This window comes from Microcoleus sp. AT8-B5 (genome assembly GCF_036705565.1).
Taxonomy (GTDB): Bacteria; Cyanobacteriota; Cyanobacteriia; order Cyanobacteriales; family Microcoleaceae; genus Microcoleus.
Window position 1 is genome coordinate 1 of record NZ_JAUBUY010000068.1, and the last position, 21731, is coordinate 21731.

The 21731-nt window shown below is 44.0% G+C and carries 8 protein-coding genes; 4 read left to right on the forward strand and 4 right to left on the reverse strand.

The features are described from left to right. Positions 1–819 precede the first annotated feature (819 nt). Together QUB39_RS27790 and QUB39_RS27795 are read left to right on the forward strand one after the other, a co-directional pair. Positions 820–1272: a response regulator gene (locus QUB39_RS27790; RefSeq protein WP_333056994.1), complete on the forward strand. Its 453-nt coding sequence runs from the start codon at positions 820–822 to the stop codon at positions 1270–1272. Between the two features lie 128 nt (positions 1273–1400). Continuing rightward, positions 1401–3062 (forward strand): diguanylate cyclase domain-containing protein, encoded by a 1662-nt coding sequence (locus QUB39_RS27795; protein WP_333056996.1) that lies wholly within the window; start codon positions 1401–1403, stop codon positions 3060–3062. 363 nt (positions 3063–3425) lie between these two features. On the opposite strand, the gene QUB39_RS27800 is transcribed toward QUB39_RS27795, so the two are convergent. The 4 genes from QUB39_RS27800 to QUB39_RS27815 all read right to left on the reverse strand — a co-directional run bounded on the left by QUB39_RS27800 (position 3426) and on the right by QUB39_RS27815 (position 17736). Next, the gene (locus QUB39_RS27800; RefSeq protein WP_333212289.1) at positions 3426–8444 is read right to left on the reverse strand and encodes a PAS domain S-box protein; all 5019 of its coding nucleotides are present in this window, start codon (positions 8442–8444) and stop codon (positions 3426–3428) included. Between the two features lie 688 nt (positions 8445–9132). Continuing rightward, the gene (locus QUB39_RS27805) at positions 9133–10338 is read right to left on the reverse strand and encodes a hybrid sensor histidine kinase/response regulator (protein WP_333056998.1); all 1206 of its coding nucleotides are present in this window, start codon (positions 10336–10338) and stop codon (positions 9133–9135) included. Between the two features lie 275 nt (positions 10339–10613). Beyond that, a complete protein-coding gene (locus QUB39_RS27810) occupies positions 10614–17102 on the reverse strand; it encodes a PAS domain S-box protein (protein WP_333212287.1) in 6489 nt (2162 codons plus the stop codon). A gap of 502 nt (positions 17103–17604) precedes the next feature. Beyond that, complete coding sequence (locus QUB39_RS27815; protein ID WP_333057001.1) at positions 17605–17736, reverse strand: hypothetical protein; 132 nt, start codon at positions 17734–17736, stop codon at positions 17605–17607. A gap of 262 nt (positions 17737–17998) precedes the next feature. On the opposite strand from QUB39_RS27815, the gene ppsA reads away from it, so the two are divergent. Together ppsA and QUB39_RS27825 are read left to right on the forward strand one after the other, a co-directional pair. Then, on the forward strand, positions 17999–20476 hold the full coding sequence (gene ppsA, locus QUB39_RS27820; RefSeq protein ID WP_333057002.1) for a phosphoenolpyruvate synthase: 2478 nt from the start codon (positions 17999–18001) through the stop codon (positions 20474–20476). A 527-nt stretch (positions 20477–21003) separates the two neighbouring features. Further along, on the forward strand, positions 21004–21324 hold the full coding sequence (locus QUB39_RS27825; protein WP_333212284.1) for a DUF6464 family protein: 321 nt from the start codon (positions 21004–21006) through the stop codon (positions 21322–21324). The last annotated feature ends 407 nt before the right edge of the window (positions 21325–21731 follow it).

Here is a 21731-nt window from a genome sequence, read left to right on the forward strand (position 1 = left end):
ATTTTAGATTTTAGATTTTAGATTTTAGATTTTAGATTTTAGATTTTAGATTTTAGATTTTAGATTTTAGATTTTAGGTTCTAGATTTTAGATTTTAGATTTTAGATTTTAGGTTTTAGATTGTAGATTTTAGATTTTAGATTTTAGATTTTAGGTTGTAGATTTTAGGTTGTAGATTTTAGATTTTAGGTTGTAGATTGTAGATTGTAGATTGTAGATTTTAGGTTTTAGATTTTAGATTTTAGAATTGAAGAAAGCGACTCCACTGATAAATCCGGGGGCAACTGAAGAGGATTCGGAGCTTTTTTCTCGCTCCACGGATGAATCCGGGGGCTTGTCACCAAATTGCTTGATTGTCACCCGTCCTTTACTTAAGCTTTAAATATCTTTATCTTTTCTTTACAAAAATGCTTATAAAGTGTAGCATATTCACTGATGACATCGAGCTATAAATCTATCAATATAAATCTATTAGCTCTATCCTTATACAACTTATAAATCAGCGGTGCGCGCAAGACTTGTTAATTTTTTTCAACTGTATCCAGAGCATCTTGCTTTGGGATGCAGTAGTTTCCATAGTAGTTCGCGGAGAAAGATTTGTGATGTGTTTGCAGTTTGCAGGTTTTCGGACAGACTGCCAAGTGAAACAATCATGATTCGCAAACCTTTGCAAATGCAGAAAAAATGTAAATTATTGCAACACAATTTCAGTGTTCTCTGCAAGATTTACCGGATGATGGCAAGAGATTATTGGCAGGTACTCAGACACGGATCAAAGTCCAGCGACCTCACAAAAAACGTTCGGAGTGAGGCAAAGCCGTGAATTATAAAAAGAAAAGATTTACTCTTTTAATAGCCAACGATGACGAGGATACGCGCTTTTTGGTGAAGGAAGCACTGGGAGAAGTTCGATTTGAAATTACGAGCGAATTTGTGGAAAATGGAGAACAAGTTCTAGACTACTTGTACCGTCGTGGTCAATATGTTGGTAGCAGCAATTGGCATCAGCCAGACTTGATACTTTTGGATCTGAATATGCCGAGGCTGGACGGGCGAGAAACACTAAGTTTGATCAGAGCTGACCCTCATTTGCAACAAATTCCGGTTGTAATACTCACAACTTCCCACCGCAGAGGAGATATCTTGCTTTGCTACCGCTTGGGAGCCAATTCTTTCATATCCAAACCAGTAACTTTTGAAGGATTGCTGGAAGTAATGAAGACTTTATGTGAGTATTGGTTTGAGATCGTTTCACTCCCACCGGATATGTAAGCTTTAATGGAGCGCTAAATGCGTAGTTTGAGTGTATAGTGAATTTGATAAGCGGAAATATTTGCCGATCGCAAGTATCGCTATCAAAACAAAAAAGTTGCCTTCGACTCGCTCCGAACGCTATAGTTGTGTTAACACGTAACCAATGTCTGAAAATTTTGTTGGTTGAGGATGACCTCGGAGATCCGACAATGATCGAAGACCTTCTAGGGTCATTCAGCGAGTCTCTATTTCTTCTCCAAACTGTTAAGTCTCTGGAGATAGGAGTTGGGCGTCTGGAAGTAGACAAGTTTGACGCCGTACTATTAGATTTGTCACTGTCAGACAGCTTGAGGGGAAGCGAGGCGATCGCAGTTTTGAAAGGGCGATGGCCGACATTGCCAATTGTGGTGCTGACAGATATCAACGATGAAAATATTGCCCGCTCAGTATTGCGCTGGGGCGCTCAAGATTGTTTGGTAAAGGGAAGATTTCACCGAACTCTGCTGGTGCGGGCTATCCATTACGCGATCGAACGCCAGCAAATCGAAGAACAATTGCGGCAGCAGGCTCTGCGACAGCGGCTGTTGGGCAAAATGATCGAACATATTCGATCGTCAATAGATCCGGCAAACATTCTCCAAAGTACCGTCGCAGAAGTGCGCCAATTTCTCCAAACAGACCGCGTTTTAATTTATCGCTGTCAGGATTGGGTGTCTCAATTGGACGGGGAAGAGCAAAAAGGTGCGATCGTCGCAGGTGACGGTTTGCCAGAAGGTTATATTGAAAACCAAAATATTAGTGCTGCTTTGGCGGTGTCATGCTTTGTTTTAGTCGAATCCCAATCGGTACAAGCAATAGCAGATGTCAACACTGCCCCCTTGGCTGGCAGTTGCAAAGAATTGTTGACAGATTGTGAAATTGCAGCAGTTATCAGCGTACCAATTTGGCAATCAGGCGACTGGGAAACGGCAAAAGAAACACAAGAAGCCAGTGTTTGGGAAGTCGAGAACAATCAAGATGCAGCGGAAAATTATATCTGGCACCAGGCGAGTGGCAAACCGCAGGCCCAGGGTAAAAATTTGCCGGATTCGATCGCAGAAAATGGCAATAGTTTGTGGGGAATGCTGACAGCATACAATTGCAGCGGTGTCAGGGAATGGCAACAGTGGGAAATAGATTTTTTACAGCACTTGGCAAATCAAGTGGCGATCGCGATCGAACAATCTCAACTTTACCGCAAGCTAGCAATAGCCAATCAAAAATTGCAGCAACTGGCAACTACTGACGGACTGACTGGCATTGCCAACCGTCGCCAGTTCGATCGAGTTTTGAGCTTAGAGTGGCGCAGATTGGCCAGAGAGGAACTGCCGCTGTCTTTAATTATGTTTGACATCGACTTTTTTAAACTTTACAACGAGTTTTATGGGCACCTCGGCGGGGACGATTGTTTGCGCCAAGTTGCCGGGGCGATCGCCAGCGCCACCAACCGGGCTGGGGATTTGACTGCCCGCTACGGTGGCGAAGAATTTGCCCTAGTGCTGCCCAACACTAGCGCCGAAGGGGCAAACGCTGTCGCCCAAAAAATTTGCGACGGCATCGCCAGCTTGAAACTACCCCACGCGCGATCGTCGATCGGCCCCTACGTTACCCTCAGTTGCGGCATTGCGACAGCGATTCCTTCTGCCCGGGAATCTCCCAATGCCCTAATTCGCAGCGCTGACAGCGCCCTTTTTAAAGCCAAAACCGAAGGCAAAAATCGCATTTGTCACGCCAGCAGTAACTCGGAATCTTCCCCGATTGTTATGTAAAATTTGAAGGTAATTTGTAATATCGTGTTTGATTTTTCACTCACAACTCATAACTCATAACTTATATTGTTGACCTTGGCATCAGAATAATTTTTTGATATCATGTCCGTTCGATTGACCATAATATCACGGTCGGGCGGGTTTTTGAGATTGTTAATTATTAGCAGATATTGTTGGTGAACCCGCCCCTACCTGATTTCTGCTAATCGACCGGACATGATATTACTTGTTTAGGAACAGGCTTTTCGGCCTGTTCCACAAGAAAATTCTCTCTTTGTGGAACAGGCCGAAAAGCCTGTTCTTGAGAAGGGTGCCAGATGTGAGATATTGCCCATTTCCGCTTTCCAATTACCAATTGCTAATTTATTGCCCCAAATTTGAATTCCTACCAGTTAAATTCGGCCGCACTGGAATTTCAATTAAAAACTCCGCTCCCTCACCCGGTGTCGAAATACAGCTCAATCGGCCGCCGTGGCGATCGACGATAATCGAGTGAGAAATCGACAGTCCCAAACCCGTACCCTTGCCCACAGGTTTAGTCGTGAAAAATGGGTCAAACAGCCTCGATCGCACTGACTCCGGTATCCCCCCCCCGTTGTCGGCAATCGATACCGCTACGAAGCCCCCAGCCACCTGATAACTGCGAATAGCGATCGTGCTGGGATGTCGATCGCACTCCTCGATCGAACGCTGCTTGTCCCGTTCTTCCAAAGCATCGATCGCATTAATCAAAATATTCATAAATACCTGATTCAACTCGCCAGGAAAACATTCAATTTGTGGCAAGAGTTGGTAGTCTTTAACTATCTGAATTTCTCCATGACTGCTGTGAGATTTTAACCGATTTTGCAAAATCATCAAAGTGCTATCAATTCCCTCGTGAATGTTAACCGACTTCCCTGCGGACTCGTCCAATCGGGAAAAATTACGCAACGATTTCACAATCTCGACAATTCGCTCGGTTCCTACTTGCATCGAGTTAAACAATTTCGGGAAATCCTCAACAATATAATCCAAGTCTATTTCATCAATTTTATCCAAGACTTGGGCCGGAGGATGAGGACAGTAATGCTGGTAAACTTTAATCAATTCCAGCAAATCTAAAGTGTAATTGCGAGCCGGACTGAGATTGCCGTGAATAAAGCTAACGGGGTTATTAATTTCGTGAGCAACACCAGCAACTAACTGACCCAAACTCACCATTTTTTCATTTTGAACGAGCTGAGCTTGAGTCGTTCGGAGCTTGTTAATAGCTGCTTCTAACTCTAGCGCTTTTGAACGTTCTCGCGCTTCCGATTCCTGCAAAGCTGACTCGGCTTGTTTGCGATCGGCAATTTCACTTTGTGCTTGCTCAAACAGCATTGATTGCTGGATCGCGATCGCCAACTGCACGCTAATTTGTTTGAGACACTCGACCTCAATTTCCAGCCAGCGACGGCGGCCCGCGCACTCGTGGGCAATCAATAGCCCCCACAACTTGTCGCCTTGCAAAATCGGCACTACCAAATTAGCTCGCACCTGAAATTGACTTAATAAATTAATGTAGCACTGGGAAAGACCTGCTTTGTAAATATCATCCACAGCTAAAGGGCGACCGTCTTCGTAAGCAGAAGCAGAGCTGTCTTCAAAGCAGGAATCTTTAATAGTTATTCCTTGAATCGACTGCCAATTTTCGCCCACAGACTCGACAGTTATAAAACCGCTCCAATCGGGATTAAAGCGATAAATAACTGTCCGATCTGTTTGCAAAAAGTGCCGTACTTCAGCAACAGTGTTTGTCAAAATTTCTTCTAAATTGAGAGAAGAGCGAATGCGCTCCAGCATTTTTACCACCAGGCGTTCGCGCTTTAATTGCTGGCGCAAGATAGCCTCGGCAAGTTTGCGAGTGCTAATATCTTCAATCACAGCAATTACATAGCTAGGTTCCCCAAACCCATCCCGCACTAAAGATACAGTCATATTAGTCCAAACAAATGAACCGTCTTTGCGAATAAAGCGTTTTTCAATAGAATAATTAAAAATTTCCCCAGCTAACAGTCTGTCGCGCGACTCGACATCTGCTGCTACATCTTCGGGGTGAGAAATGTCCCCAACATTTCGCGATTTTAGCTCTAATTCTGAGTAGCAGACAATATTGCAAAACCCTTGATTTGCATTCAAAAATTGACCGTCGCGCCACACTTTGACAATGCCAATCGCCGCTTGTTCAAATACAGCTCGAAATCGCTGTTCGCTTTCTTGTAAAGCAATTTCTGCTTTTTTGCGATGGCTAATGTCCATTGCCGTGCCACACAGCCGCACCACCTGACCCAACTCATTTTTAACAGCTTTTCCTTTAGCGTTAACGTGCCTAATTTCTCCTGATGGAAAATAGATGCGGTGGTCGATGTCGTAAGCTGTTCCTTCAGTCACTGCTTTTTGTACAACTTCTGCAAACCTTTCTTTGTCATCGGCATGAATTTGCTCTAAAAGTTCTTCCATTGTCGGCGGCCGATTCAATTCTCGACCGTAAACTCGAAACAGTTCTTCCGACCAAGTAATAACTCCTGTCTCCCTATCAAATTCCCAATTGCCGATGCGGGCTATTTTTTGCGCTGCTTGCAACTGTTCGGCAATTTGTTGCAAAGATGCGATCAACTGCGTTTTTTCGGCTTCTGCTGCAACGCGGGCGCTGATATCTTTGTGAGTGCCTGTTATCCGCAGTGGCGTACCCCATTCGTCGTACTCGACTACCTTGCCCATCGCCAGAATCCACTGCCAATTGCCCGCTTTATTGAGCATCCGAAATTCAAATTCATAGATATCAGTCTCACCTTCCAAATAGGAATTTAAACATTCCATTACCTTCACTCGGTCTTCGGGATGCAGCAAAGTTTCCCAACATTTGAGGTTATTTTCAATTTCGGTTTCTGCATAGCCTAGCATTGATTTCCAATAAAAGTCGAAATAAGTTTCGCCAGTAGCTATATTCCAATCCCACAGCCCCAAAGAGCTACCGGAAACCGCCAACTGTAATCGCTCTTGACTGAGTTTTAATGCCGATTCGGTGCGTTTTATTTCTGTGAGGTCGGCAATTATGGCTATCATTCCTATCGGTTGCTTAGCGCTATCTTTAATGCAGTTAGCCCGCAAAAAAGTTTCTATAATATCGCCATTTTTACTCTTGATTTCAATTTCACTTTCCCAGGAAAAACCTTTCCGCAGCACCCTAAATAACTTTCTCAAGTCTTGAGATTTGGGGTACATTACTGCTGGGCCGCCGGCATTATTTAGTTCCTCCACTGTATAGCCGTAGCGCTGAATAAATGCTTGATTATGATAAACGGAATAACCGTCTAAATCTGCGATCGCGATCGCATCACTAGCACTGTCTACAGCTTGAGTTACTAGGCACAGAGTCAGTTCGGCTTGTTTGCGATCGGTAATATCAAAAATCGCTCTGTCGAGCCACAAAACCAGCCCTTCCAGATTGTAAGTTGGCCTACCTCTTTCCGACACCCACCGCACCGCTCCGTCATCGCGAACAATCCGGTATTCTAGATTGTACGGCTGTTTCGACTCTACTGCTGCGCTGATTTGTCGATCGACCATTTCCTTGTCTGCCTCGTGGACAATGCTCGCAAAACTTAAGCCGTTGTTGCGAATAAAATCTCCAGCAGGATACCCACTAATTACCTCAATTTCATCGCTAATAAATACCATCGTCCACTCAGCATCGTACAAGCTGCGGCAGATAGCGCCAGGGATATTCTCAACGAGCGATCGAAATCTGGCTTCGCTCTCCCGCAAAGCTGCTTCAGTCTGCTTTAAATCAGTAATATCCAGCACGATCCCTTCCCAAACTATATCCCCTTCCTGCCCTATTTTAGTCGCAAAATCAACTCGTTCCGGTCTCGAAACCCCTTGCATCCACTTAAGTTTTCCCGACGGTACAATCGCCCGCCATTCCTGCTGCCATGGCTGCATATTTGCCGCAGAAACAGCAATAGATTCTTCAAATTTTTGACAATCATCTGGATGAATAAAATCAAAAAGTAGTTGAGGATTATGCTGAATATTTTCTGGCTCCAATTCATATAAATCGATGCTCCCCGAAGAAATATAAGGGAAACTTTTTTTTCCGTCTGTTGAGAGACGAAATTGATAAATTATTCCCGGTAAATTGGCTGCAAGTTGCCGAAGTCTAGCTTCGCTTTCTTGCTGCGCTAATTGTTTGCGCCTATCCTCAGTGATATCTCGAATTATCCCGACGAGATTTTTACTGCCATCGCTATTTTCAAATACAGTTTTTTTAGTAGACAAAATGTGCTTTGCACCGCGGCCGTCCGTAAATATTTCCTCGCTCTCGTTTTCTTCCCCCGTCCTAAAAACTTGTTCGTCATTCTGCCAAAAAATCTCAGCTTCTTGTCTTGGGAAAAAGTCATAATCCGACTTGCCCAGCAGTTCCTCGCGCTCCTTGCCGAGCAGCTTGCAAAAAGCATCATTTAACAGTATCCAGCGGTGCTGTTCATCCTTGACAAAAAGTGGGTCTGCCACTGCATCGATTGTATAATTCAAAAACTTTTTACTAGCTTCTAGTTCGGAAAGTGCTAAAATTTTATCGGTAATATCATTGATAGTTCCTGTCGTCCCCTGCGCCCCGCCGTTCTCGCCCCAAAGAAAAAATTCTTGCACTTCTACCCACCGAATTTCGCCATTTTTTGTAAGATATCGAATTTGATAGCAATTGGATGTTTCTTGATTTTCGCTCAGACCTGTCAACGAATTTAAATATTGGTATTGATCCTCAGAATGAATGTAACTCAAACAGGAAGTTCCTAAGCTTTCATCAACGGTAAATCCGGTGATTTCTGTCCAAGCCGGATTGAGAAAAGTCCAATTGCCCGCCGTATTTGTTTCAAAAACAACTTCTTTGATATTGTCAACAACCTGCTGGTATTTTTCTTGACTTTTTTTCCATTCTGCTTGCCGTTTCTGGCGGGCGATCGCGCACCTGAGCGTCCGTACCAGCAGCCGGCTGTCTACCTGTCTTTTCACCAGATAATCTTGGGCGCCGGCGGCAATTAACTCGACAGCTAGTTCTTCGTCATCAGCCGCTGTCAGAATGACGATCGGAGTATTGATACCGCAATCTTGAAGTCGGAAAAAAGTATTAAATTTTGGGCTGTCAGGAAGTGAAATATCTAATAAAATTACATCAAAAATTTGCTCCCTTAAAATTTCTATCGCTTCACGAAAGCGAACTACATTGGTCACATCAATTAAGTGTCCTAGTTGGGGTTCAGACAGCAGTTCTTGAATGAACTCTGCATCTTCGGCACAATCTTCTACTAAAAGAATTTTTAAACTAAGCGTTAAAGTTGACTCAAACACAGATGTCATACCATTTTAGATTTTAGATTTTAGATTTTAGATTTGGAATGACTGATGACTGATGACTATCGCGGTTTGGCTGTTGCGTAAACTAGCATTTTTTTTACGGGTATCCTTTTGCTATTTTTTAGTAATTATAAAATCTCAGCAGCGGATGCAGCTACCTAGCTGATGATTGGGGAACTTGAAGCACACGCTTTAGAGTGCGCTGTGTGCTTGCAGACCACCCAGATTTATTTGTAGAATTGAGTTGTTCGCTGCAAGTTGTCCGCCTGGCCCCAAACCTAGTGGCCCAAAACTATTATACTCTTACCAATATTGCAACTCAACTCTATTTTAATTTACAACCTTTGGCAGGGGAATAGCAAGAGGCAAATCAAAAGAACGCGGATTAATCAGGATTGGCATTGCTGATAGCCTTTGAAAATTTAGATTTTAAATAGCCGTTTAAAGCTTGCCTAAAGTTAAAATATTTGTTTTTGGAATAGTCTTACTAAGCTAGGAGAATTACCGTTAATTTACAAAATCCGCTCTGAGATTGTGTCCGGTTAATAGCCCGCAATTAGCGCTTGTTTGTATTGAGCAATGCAAGTCCTCTCTTGAGCGAGTAACCAAGACTTGCATTCCATGCTACAAATTTAATTACAAACTTAATTATGGTTGTCTAACCCGACACAAGTTAACTCAGTTGAGTCGCTCAATTTGTCTGCGGTTTGGGCAGCACAACTGTAAACACGCTGCCTTGACCGACATTGCTGCTAATAGCAATTTCACCGTTAAAAGGTTTTAAAAGTTCAATACAAGTATAAAGTCCTAGACCAGTTCCTGTTGGTTCACCTTCCGTTTTTGCCTCGCCTTTAGGCGGCTTGGATGTGTAAAAAGGATCAAAAAGTTTTGGCAAATCTTCAGATGATATGCCGCATCCCGTATCTGCAATATCCATGTATATGTTCGAGTCGTCTTGCCGCGTCACGATAGTTATTTCTCTGCTTTTCTTTTCCCACATAGCATCCATTGCATTATTAATTAAATTATAAAATACTTGAGAAAGATAGGAATAAATCAATGGAATACTGTCAATTTCTTCGTCATAAAAGTATTTTTTTCTAATTTTATTTTTAAAATATAGGTTGCCTTCCAATAGCTGAATTTCTCGCTGCACTAAATCGTTGATATTCACCGGGTGCAAATCTTGCTTTTGCTCGTTGCGGCTTTTCATCATCAGAGTATCCATGATCTGATTGATTTTTGTGACTGCTTGAAAAATATACTTAGTATAATTAAACAGAGAGTCTTCTTGAATTTGTGTGGCTTTTGTTTCAATCAAATCGACGCTAGTCTGAATCACTTGCAGCGGACTTTTGAGGTTGTGAACCATGCCCTGAGTCAAACGTCCGATGATGGCTGTTTTTTCCTGGTTGATTAATTGCTTGGTTTTTTGTTCAACAAGTCTTTCCAGGTTTTGGTTGAGGTGGGCAAGTTCGAGGTTTTTTTCTTCGAGTTTTTTTTGCAAGCTGCGGATTGTCAAGTGGGTTTGAATCCGGCTCAAAACTTCTTCGTGCTGGAAAGGCTTAGTGATGTAGTCAACTGCTCCTGTCTGAAAGCCTTTTACTTTATCAGGCGTATCGGAAAGGGCGCTCATAAATATGATGGGAATATCTTGCGTTGACGCGTCTGCTTTCAAGCGTCGGCAAGTTTCAAAACCGTCAATTCCTGGCATCATGATATCCAAAAGAATCAAGTCGGGATGAATGTAGTCAATTTGCTCGATCGCACTTTCGCCGTCTAGAGCCACTAATACTTTAAACCCGTAATTCCTTAACAACTCGAAAAGTACGTCAAGATTTGTTTGGTTGTCATCGACAATTTGTATGATGCTTCTTTCGGAATTCTTATCGTTCATATTCAAGGGAAATATTAAAATTTTTGATTTTTGATTGGTGGTTTGTGAGTTTAAATCGGATTCAAGTGATTTTCTGCGGCTCTAGAAATCCGGTTGCTTCATAGATGCCTTTATTTGCAATCACTATTTTCTTTTGTGGGCGGGATCTGGGGTCCAACCCCTACTCGCCACAAGAAATTCAGTCTCTGTGGAACAAGCCGGGAAGCTTGTTGCTGACCATGGTGCAAGATCAGAGATTTAACTGATTTTAAGTTGTCTGTTAGCTACCGTCAATTTTAGGACAAATGTTGCTTCAAAAAATCTCGAATTTGCTTGAGCTGAAATCCTTTAGCAAGTTGGCGCAGGTGATGAACGAAAGGCACTAATGTCGGCTCAGAATGTTCGAGTTTAGCAGTTTCTTCCAGAATAGCTTCAATATCGCCCATTGCAGCCAATCTTAACAACGCCAAGACTGACTCTGAGGCAGGAGACACCATCGTTGAGTCAGCAGCAGCAATCTCAGAAGATGCTTTGGCAGTTTGATCTGTCCGCTTTCTGGTTTGCGATCCTTCTTCGTAAACCCATTCTAGTCTCAAATGCAGGCGCAATAATTCTAAAAGCTCATTAGTTTGAATCGGCTTGGTGATAAAATTATCGCAACCTGCAAGTATGCTCTCTTGCTTGGTAGTCTCGTAAACGTTAGCGGACAAAGCAAGGATAACCGTATCTTTTAATTCCGGCAACTGTCGCAGCCGCCTGGTAGCTTCCCAACCGTTCATTACCGGCATCAGCAAATCCATTAAAATTATATCCGGTAGAAATTTTTGTGCTTTGTGCAAGCAGTCTTCGCCGTCTGTAGCTTCTGCAATTTCAAAGCCTAAATGAAAAAGCAGCCTGTGCAACATGGCGCGATTTACTTCGTGATCGTCCACGATTAGCACTTTCCGCTGGGGGCCGATAAAACCTACAAGCCGCCTTTTTTCTTGTCGGGAGGGAAGTTCCGAACACTGCGCGACTGCGGGTAAGTCTAGATCCAACCAAAATATGCTGCCTTTGCCGGAGGTACTTTGGACGCGAATTTGGCTGCCCATCATTTTGACTAATTTTTGGCTGATGGAAAGTCCCAGTCCCGTACCTTCGACGAAATTGTTATGATCGCCCACTTGATGAAAAGGCAAAAATATTTCTTCTAATTTATTCTGAGAAATGCCAATGCCGGTATCTTCGATTTGAAAGCGAATTTTAGGGGTAGGGGAACGGCCAGTATTGTCTGTTGTCACCTCGCGCGTTTCTGTTGTTCCCAGCGGCGGGTTAGACATTTGCTGCGCGTCTAAATTAGCGGTCAAATTGATTGTTTTAGGTGCAATTTCCGCTGTCCAAATCGAACTTTTGCTGTTGGTTTGATGATAATTATCGGGGAAATTTTCTGCATAACCGACTTTGAATGTAACGCTGCCGCTGTTCGTAAACTTAACGGCATTGCTGAGCAAATTAATCAAAACTTGACGCAACCTTTTTTCGTCTGCCAAAATGCCATCTGGCAGCGCTGACACCTGCTCGTAATTAAAGGCAATTCCTTTTTGAGCAGAGCGCATCTGGAACAAATCAATAATACTTTTAACAAAACTGGAAAAATGCAGGTTTGTCAGAGACAGATCCATTTTACTAGCTTCGATTTTTGAGAGGTCTAAAACATCATTAATCAGCATCAGCAGGTGGTTGCCACACTGGTGAATGTTGTTAAGACTTTCCTGTTGATCGGCGGTAAAGTTTTTATCGACTTTTAGCAGTTGAATGTATCCCAAAATCCCGTTCAAAGGCGTCCGCAATTCGTGGCTCATGTTCGCGAGAAAGTCGCTTTTAGCGCGGTTGGCGGATTCGGCGGCTTCTTTAGCTAATTGCAGGGCGGCTTCTGCAAGTTTGCGATCGGCAATTTCGGTTTGTGCTTGTTCAAATAGCATCGATTGCTGAATGGCGATCGCCAACTGCACCCCCAATTGTTTTAGGCACTCTCCCTCCAATTGTTGCCAGGGACGCGGGCCCGTGCAGTGGTGGGCAATTAACAGCCCCCACAAGTTTTCGCCTTGCAAAATCGGCACTACCAGATTCGCTCTCACGTCTAGCCGAGTCAACAAACCCAAGTGGCAGTCGGCTAGGCCCGCATTGTGAACATCTTCTATGGCTCTAATTCTACCGTCTTGGTAAAGATGAACGTAGGCTGCCCCGAAACAGGGGTCATAAATTTCCATTCCTACAATTGGTCGAACATTTTCGGCAACCGACTCAACAGCGATAAACCCGCTCCAATCAGGATTGAATTGATAAATAATAGTGCGGTCTACTTGCAAAAAATGACGCACTTCTTCGACACTTTTGGTTAAAATTTCTTCAAGATTTAGAGAATATCTAATGCGTTCCAACATGGCTACTGCCAACTGTTCGCGCTTTAATTTTTGTCGCAAAATTAATTCCGATTCTTTGCGTTTTGTGATATCAGTAATTACTGCAATCAAGCCGATTGAATTACTATGAATATCTTGAATACTGTCGGCTCGCACCAGAGCAGTTACTGCTTCGTTGCTCTTAGTTTGCAGTGCAACTTCGCCACACCAAGAGCGACCTTTGCGAAGGCTTTTATAGATTTGTTTGTAATTTTTATGCCGGACATACAGCGCGGTCATATCGCCAAGATTATTGAGTTCTTCCACTGTGTAGCCGTAGCGCTGAATAAAGGCTTGATTGTGATAAATAGACCGCCCTTTCAAGTCGGCGATCACGATCGCATCGCTGGTACTTTCGACGGCTTGAGTGACCTGCAGTAAAGCTAATTCTGCTGCTTTGCGATCGCTAATATCCGTCATCGAACCCACCATCCGCAGAGGGTTTCCGGCTTCGTCCCACACTGCTTGAGCGCGGGCGAGCACCCACTTATAGCTACCGTCTTTGCACTGCAAGCGGTATTCGGCGGCGTAATTGGGGGTTTGCCGATCGAGATAACCTTGGATCGCTGCTTGCACTCGTGAGCGATCGTCTGGATGGATGCGATCGATCGATGCGCTGTTGGTGCTGTCGATTTCGCCGTCTGTGTAACCGATAATTTCTTGCCAGCGGGCCGAGCGAAAAGCTTCATTTGTTTGAAGATTCAGATCCCAAATTCCGTCTTGATTGCCTTTAAGAACTAACTGCCAGCGTTCTTCACTTTTACGCAATTCTTCTTCGGCTTGTTTGCGCTGAATATGATCGCCCAACTGAGTCGCTACAGCCTTGACCAACTCTACTATACGCGGTTCCATAATCGAGCGATCGCGCTTGCAGAATACTAAAACTGCCAGCACCTTTGAACTAGCGTGAATTGGCACTCCGAAACAAGCTTTCAATCCGACTGATTTCGCCATTTGCGATCGGGCAAAAAGATGATTTTTGGCTAGAGAAATATCTTCAATCCATTCTACATTTCTGGTTGACCAAATCCGTCCAGGTACTGCCACTCCGGCGGCGAATCTAATTCTTTTACTTTCGCGGCCGAACCTATCTAAATCGCGATCGCTAGCGTACCAAGTTTCGCTATGTTCCAAACAACTACCGTTAGCAGTCGGTATCCAAGCTTCCGCAAAATTCCAGCCGATCGCATTGCACAGCAACCGCAGAATTTGCGGGAGGGCGCTGTGAAAATCGGCAGACTGACTAATAGCTTGAGTTGCGGCCAGCAACAGCTTTATTTCATCTTCTGCTTGCTTGCTTTCGGTAATATCAGTTGCCGTGCCGAGAATTTGTTTTAACTTACCGTCTGCTGTTTTGGCAAATACAGTATCTCGGCTAACCATCCAGCGCCAAGAACCATCCTTGTGCCTAATTCTGTATTCAATTTCAAAGATATCCCCTTCGCTGCCTGTTTCGACTTGCTGTAAATAATCAGGCATTTTGATTAAATTTTCGGGGTGGATTAAAGTTGACATCATCCACGGCCCCATTGCCTGAATTTCCTCTACTGTATAGCCAAGAATGTGGTAGATAGAAGCGTTCCCATAGATATTTTTTTTTTCAATTAAGTCACAAACATACAAAATATTAGGAATTGCCCCAGCAATTTGCTGAGCGAATCGCTGGCTTTCCCGCAGTGCTGCTTCTGCTTGTTTTCTTTGAGAAATATCGCGAACAACGCAAATAGTTTCTCCGCCGGCTAGCATTGTCAGCGATACATCGAGAGGGACTTCCGATCCGTCGCGGCGGCATCCTACTGCTTCGGTGCTGTAAGAACCTTTCTGCACTAAAGTCGGCAGGACTTCTTGCTCGAACCTTTGCAGTTCTGCACCTTGGTAGAATATTTTCCAACTTTTACCTAAGATTTCTTCGAGAGAGTTGTAACCGTAGATATTGAGTCGTGCTGCGTTGCAATAAATCACCTCTTTGTCGGCACTGAATATGGCGATACCTTCGGAAGCAGCCGCCATTGCTGCTGCTTGCCTGTGGAGTTTTGACTCGAAACGTTTGCGATTGGTGATGTCGCGGACGATCGCGATAATTTCGTCATCCGTGCAGAAAACAATTCTCGCTTCAAAATCGTACAGTTCATCATTAACGGGCATTTGATATTCTACAACTTGAATCTCGCCAGTGGCGATCGCTTGTTGATGGCCCGACAAGATTTTGTCAGCAAAAGCAGCAGGCAATATGTCTTGTGCTTTTTTGCCGATTAGTGCTTTTTGCGGTAGGATATTATCGAAATCTTTTGCAGGTTTGAAGTCTACAAAAGTGCCGTCTGCCCGACAGCGAAATATCATGTCTGGTATCGCATTTAAAAGAGCGCGGTTGGTGGCTGCGCTCTTACGCAATTCAGCTTCAGCTTGCTTGCTAAATGTAACATCGCGAGCCACGGCATAAATCAAACCTTCTTCTGCAAACGGCGATGCAGTCCACGACAGCCATTTATAAGTACCATCTTGGCAAAGATAGCGGTTTTCTAAGCTAATAATCGGGTGGCTTTTTTTAAGTTTTTCTAATTCCGCTACAGTAATTTCTAGGTCTTCTGGATGGACTAATTCTATCAAAGGTTTGGCTAAGATTTCATCGCTGCTATAACCCAATACATTTGACCAAGCGGGGTTTAAGCGTTTGAAATAGCCGTCAAAACCTGCAATGCAAAGTAAATCCAGCGAGAGATTAAAAAATCGATCGCGGTCTTGCTGGGTTTGTTTCAATTCCGTAACATCCATCACTAAACCGTCCCAAACTATATCGCCGTTTGCTTGCTTTTCTGGCTTCGACGCGCCTTGAAGCCATTTCACTCGATCTCCCATAACTTGCCGCCACTGGTGTTGCCAAGCTTGCTGAGTCGCCGCTGAAGTTGCCATCGATCGCTGCAAGTCTGAGATGTCGTCTGGGTGAACTGTTGCAAAAGCCAAACTGGCATTTTCTTCTATTTCTTCTGGCTTTAAATTGTATATCTGCCAACTGCCAGAAGAAACGTAAGTAAAAGATGTTTTACCATCTACATAAAGCCGATATTGATAAATCATTCCCGGCACGTTGTCCGTCATTATTTGAAATCGAGCTTCGCTTTCCTGCAACGCAATTTGCTGGCGTTTGTATTCGGTCACATCTCGCATTGTTCCAACCAACATTTTAGTCCCATCGGTTTTTTTAAATACTGTTTTTTTAGTAGATATAATGCGTTCTTGACCACCGCTATCTGTAAAAATTTCTTCTGTTTCCTGAGCAAGACTTCTTTGCAATACTTGCTCGTCTTGTTGCCAAAAAAAAGCCGCTTGTGCTGGGGGAAAATAATCGTATCCTGACTGGCCAATCAGTTCCGATCGCCTTTTTCCTATCAAATTGCAAAAAGCATCGTTTACAACGATCCATTTGTGCTGCTCATCTTTGACAAAAATTGGATCGGGAGTAGAATTTATCGTGTGATTTAAAAACTCTTCTGATGCTTTTAATTGAGCTTCGTAACGGTAGCGATCGCTCACGTCCAAGACTACTTTAATCAGGCGGTCTATCGAGCCGTCTAGGGCGCGGATACAGCGAAGGTAAACTCTAGTATAAACGGTTTTTCCATCTTTTCTGCGCCATCTTTGGTCTAAAACATAGCCTTCACTCTGCCCTGCCAAAATTTTATTTAACTGCTCTAAACTAGACTGCAAGTCTTCAGGAAAAACCCACATTTCCCAATTCTCATGCCAAAAATCCTGGCGATCGTATCCCAGTAAATCGCACAAAGCATCGTTCACTTCCAACCACTCGCATTTTTCGGGTGCTGAGGGGGAAATAGGAGGAGCGAGAATGGCAATTCCGACGAGAGAATTCTCGACTACCGAGCGATATTTTTCTTCGCTTTTTCGTAAAGCTTCTTGGTTGTGCTGTCGCTCGACTGCGTAGCGAAGCGATCTAATTAACACTTCGCTGTCAATTTTTCGCTTGACTAGATAATCTTGAGCTCCGGCTTGGATTGACTGCAGGGCAAGCTCTTCATCGTTGCGGGCAGTCAGTACGACAATCGGAGTATTTAGACTATATTCTTGTATTTTGACAATTGTATTTAAGTCTTGGCTGTCTGGCAGCGAAAGGTCTAGTAAAATCACATCAAAATGTTCGCTGACCAAAAGTTCCTGCGCTTTGCTCAGACGGTCCGTACAACTTACTGATAGCCTTTGGGGTTCGGCTCTACTGGCGTTTGTTTCTAATAATAATTCTTCAATCAGATCGGCTTCTGCTTGATTGTCTTCGACCAGAAGAACTTTAAAGCCGTTTCGCTTTGCGGGTGGGCTCAAAACTGATATCATATACCTTGTTTTTTGTCATAAGGCAGTTTAGCCACCTATTATAGCATATAAACAATTGTATAGCCACAAAATCCGCCGTTCCCAGTTGAAAACTATTTGGTTCAACAATTACAATGCACTCTATCTTAGATGTTGAACGGTTCTCAATAACTGGCTTTCTGGCCCATTTCAGAAAGAGTAAATTTTCTTGGGAGGGTTTCTTCTAACCAGCTCTTAAAAGGCTTATTGAAAATGATATAATATCTGATATCTATGCGATTGTGTTTTTCCTCTAAGTAGGCTAACGCAATCAGGGGTAAATTTTTTAAGGTTTTTAGAATCTCGGTGTCAGGAGGAAACTAAGCTGCATAGTATTTTTTGAGGCGATCGCCCCTGTCACCCGATTTTAGATTTTAGATTTTAGATTTAGTCCACAGATGAATCGGAGAGGTTGAACTAGAATCTCCTATTTTTGGTGACTCACGACTCCTATCGGAAAGTAAGTATCGGTTTTTGGGCGGGTTCAGCCGATCGCGCGATCGAACCCCACCGTTTCTTGCCCTTGGATTCCGCTACCAACACAATCCCAGCGATATCCCCGCACCAATGAGCGCTCAACGCCAAAAAAGCGGTGAGAACTATCTTCGTTATTCATATTTTTACCACTTCTTTTATAATACCTTACATAAACTCATTCCTGCAAATTCTTTACGTTTTGCAATCAAATCAAATATCTCCACAGGCCTTGCTATTTAGCCAAAAAGTGATAATCTTGAAGTAGAGGCAATCGAAAACTCGGTTGATACAGCCTAGGAAAAAATCAGAGAACTTTGGTAGCCAAATTACAATTCCCAATAAACTGTCCTTTGTTTACTGTGCTTTGACCGAACTGAGATGAAGTTGAGAGGAAAAAAGCCATGATCGAAAAATTAGCAATTGATCAAAAACCCGGTGTAATTCCCAAAGAAAAAGCCTTAGTATTGTTATTTGATGAAGTCGGCATCGCCGACATCCCATTAGTAGGCGGTAAAAATGCTTCTTTGGGCGAAATGATTCAACAATTAACCAGCCAAGGAGTCAGAGTTCCCAACGGATTTGCAACTACAGCATACGCTTACCGGTACTTCATCCAGTCAGCGGGTTTAGAAGCTAAATTGCGCGAAATTTTTGCCGATTTAGACGTAGAAGATATGCAGAACCTGCGACAAAAAGGCAAGCAAGCGCGGGCACTGATTCTCGACACACCATTTCCGCGAGAACTCCAAGCGGCGATCGCCGATGCTTACGAAAAATTGTGCGATCGCTACGGCGACAGTACAGACGTAGCAGTGCGTTCCTCCGCCACCGCCGAAGACTTACCAGACGCCAGTTTCGCGGGACAGCAAGAAACCTACCTCAACGTCCAAGCTTGCGCTGGCGTCCTCGAATGCTGTCACAAATGCTTTGCTTCCATATTCACAGATCGCGCGATTTCCTACCGCCAACAGCGGGGTTTCGACCACTTTGAAGTCGCCCTATCAGTCGGCGTCCAAAAAATGGTGCGATCGGACTTAGCATCCTCCGGCGTCATGTTCAGCATCGACACCGAAACCGGATTTAAAAACGCCGTATTAGTCACCGCCGCCTACGGATTAGGCGAAAACGTCGTCCAAGGAACCGTCAATCCCGACGAATACTTCGTCTTTAAACCCACCTTAAAACAAGGTTTTCGTCCGATTTTAGACAAACGACTCGGCAGCAAAACACTCAAAATGGTGTACGATATCGGTGGTTCTAAATACACCAAAAACGTCTCGGTCATCGCAGCAGAAAAAAACAAATTTGCCATCAAAGATGATGAAATTTTGCAACTAGCAAAATGGGCAGTAGTCATCGAAGAACACTACTCAAAAGTGCGCGGAACGTACACCCCGATGGACATTGAGTGGGCAAAAGACGGCAATACCGGCGAATTGTTTATTGTCCAAGCGCGACCCGAAACAGTACAATCTCAAAAGTCTGCTAAAGTTTTGCGAAACTACAAATTGCAAGGCAGCAGTGCAGTTTTGGCAAAAGGACGCGCCGTTGGCGAATCAATCGGACAAGGCAAAGCCCGCGTGATTTTAGACGTTCACAGAATTGCTGAATTTCAATCAGGAGAAGTTTTAGTTACCAACAAAACAGACCCGGATTGGGAACCAATTATGAAAAAAGCAAGTGCGATCGTCACCAATTCCGGTGGGCGTACTTGTCACGCCGCCATCATCGCCAGAGAAATGGGAATTCCCGCCATTGTCGGCACCGGCGATGCCACCCAAATCTTGAAAAACGGGCAAGAAATCACTGTTTCTTGTTCCGAAGGAGATGAAGGCAAAGTTTATTCCGGTTTGCTTCCTTTTGAAATTCAAGAAACTGCGATCGAGAATTTACCCCGCACCCGCACTCAAATTTTAATGAATGTCGGGAACCCAGAAGAAGCCTTTGGTTTATCAGCCATTCCTTGCGACGGCGTAGGCTTAGCGCGGTTGGAATTCATCATTGCCAATCACATTAAAGCACACCCGCTGGCACTGATTCACTTTGACGAATTGGTGGATGAATCAGTCAAGGAAGAAATTGCAAACCTGACAGCACTTTACCAACACAAACCCGATTTCTTCACCGACAAACTCGCCCACGGAATTGCCACAATTGCCGCCGCATTTTATCCAAATCCCGTTATCGTGCGGATGAGCGATTTCAAGAGCAACGAATATGCTAATCTTTTGGGCGGGCGGCAGTTTGAACCCAAGGAAGAAAACCCGATGATCGGGTGGCGCGGCGCCTCTCGTTATTACGACCCGAATTACCGCGAAGCTTACGCTTTGGAATGCAAAGCATTAAAGCGAGTCCGCGACGAAATGGGCTTGACAAATGTGATTCCGATGATTCCATTTTGTCGCACCCCGGATGAAGGGCGAAAAGTGTTGGCAGAGATGGCAAAACACGGTTTAGTCAAGGGCGAAAACGGCTTGCAAGTGTATGTGATGTGCGAATTGCCAAGCAATGTCATATTTGCTGACGAATTTGCCCAAGTTTTTGACGGATTCTCGATCGGCTCTAACGATTTAACTCAGCTAACATTAGGATTAGACCGGGATTCTGCTTTAGTCGCGCACATTTTTGACGAACGCAATGAAGCTGTCAAGCGCATGGTAGCAATTGCCATTAAAGCCGCCAAGAAGTACGATCGCAAGATTGGAATTTGCGGTCAAGCGCCCAGCGATTATCCTGAGTTTGCTCGTTTCTTGGTTGAGTTGGGAATTGATTCAATTAGTTTGAATCCCGATTCAGTTTTGAAGACTTTGTTAGATGTTGCTAAGGTGGAAGGTGCGGGTTCGCTGATGGATTTAGCGGGGGATATTGCTAAGGTTTAACCGTTTTTCTTTTTGAGAGCAACCGGGTTTCTCAAAAAGTTTGTGGGATGGGCGGGACGCCCGTCTTTTTTGGACGGGCGTCCCGCCCATCCCACAATAACAGTTAAAATTGGGCGTTGCTTAATACAGGGATGAATTGAATAGTTCGGAATTGCCATCAGCCAAGTATGGTGAGTTTTGTAACTTCCGACAAAATTTGGTTCATACCGTTAAGGAATGAGAATTAAATAACTTCCACAAGTTTGTGGGATGGGCGTCCCGCCCGTCTTTTTTGGACGGGCGGGACGCCCATCCCACAATAACAGTTAAAATTGTAAGTTATTTAATTCGCGATCCTAATCAGCAACGCCTGAAATTGTAAGTTATTTAATTCGCCCTCCTCAGCAGCCAGCTAACGGTTAACACACGGGCGGCATAGTTTGAGAATTTATCGGGAACTTTTTTTATTTAAAACCGTCTTTTCGGGATAATTTTCTGTTGCCATCGCCTAAATTAAAACAAAAATTCTCCACATAAGCTCTGAAAATGTGCTAACTGCTCTCCTGATTATTTTCATAGGTTTAGCTCCGTCGCTGCTGTCTTTGTGGGTGATGCGCTCGCAATCGATCCAAGCCCGCGACAGAATTGCAGCGGCCAGACTTGCGGTAGCGAATAGACCCATGCGAACTCAACTACCAACTGCCGATCGCACTTACATACAAAGCCTCGGTTATGCTATCGGCGATATCACTTGCGAGTATAACGCCCGCTCAAATTACATTCGCTGCGCTGTCAATCCTTCTGGGCCCTGTCAAGATTGTCGGTACTACCAAGCCCGAACCCTTGACGCTCGCGGTGAAAAGATATAGCTTATATTGGTGCTTGTATCTACGTCTATTTGCGGATGTAATAATCAATGAGTTAAGATGTACTTACGTGTAATGATTATTGGTGAAGCTTGTTTTGGACGACCCACGCCCAAACTCAGCAGTTAAAACCTAATCGAGCATTATTGCTTGGTTACAGTTGCCATAACTGGCGGATTGCGATCGGTGTTTTTCTAGTTGATGACTTACGATCAGAAACCAGGTTTAGATGATAAATTTTGGTTAGACGACGAGAAATCTAGTCATAAATTGGTTTTCCTGTCTCCTGAGCGTAACTCCTGCAGTTAAGAAAATTAGCCAACAAAAATCGTAAATAGCTGAGGCGCACATCTCCAAATCCGTTTCTCCAAAACATCATGAAAAATTCTGCACGAAACATTGTCCCGAGC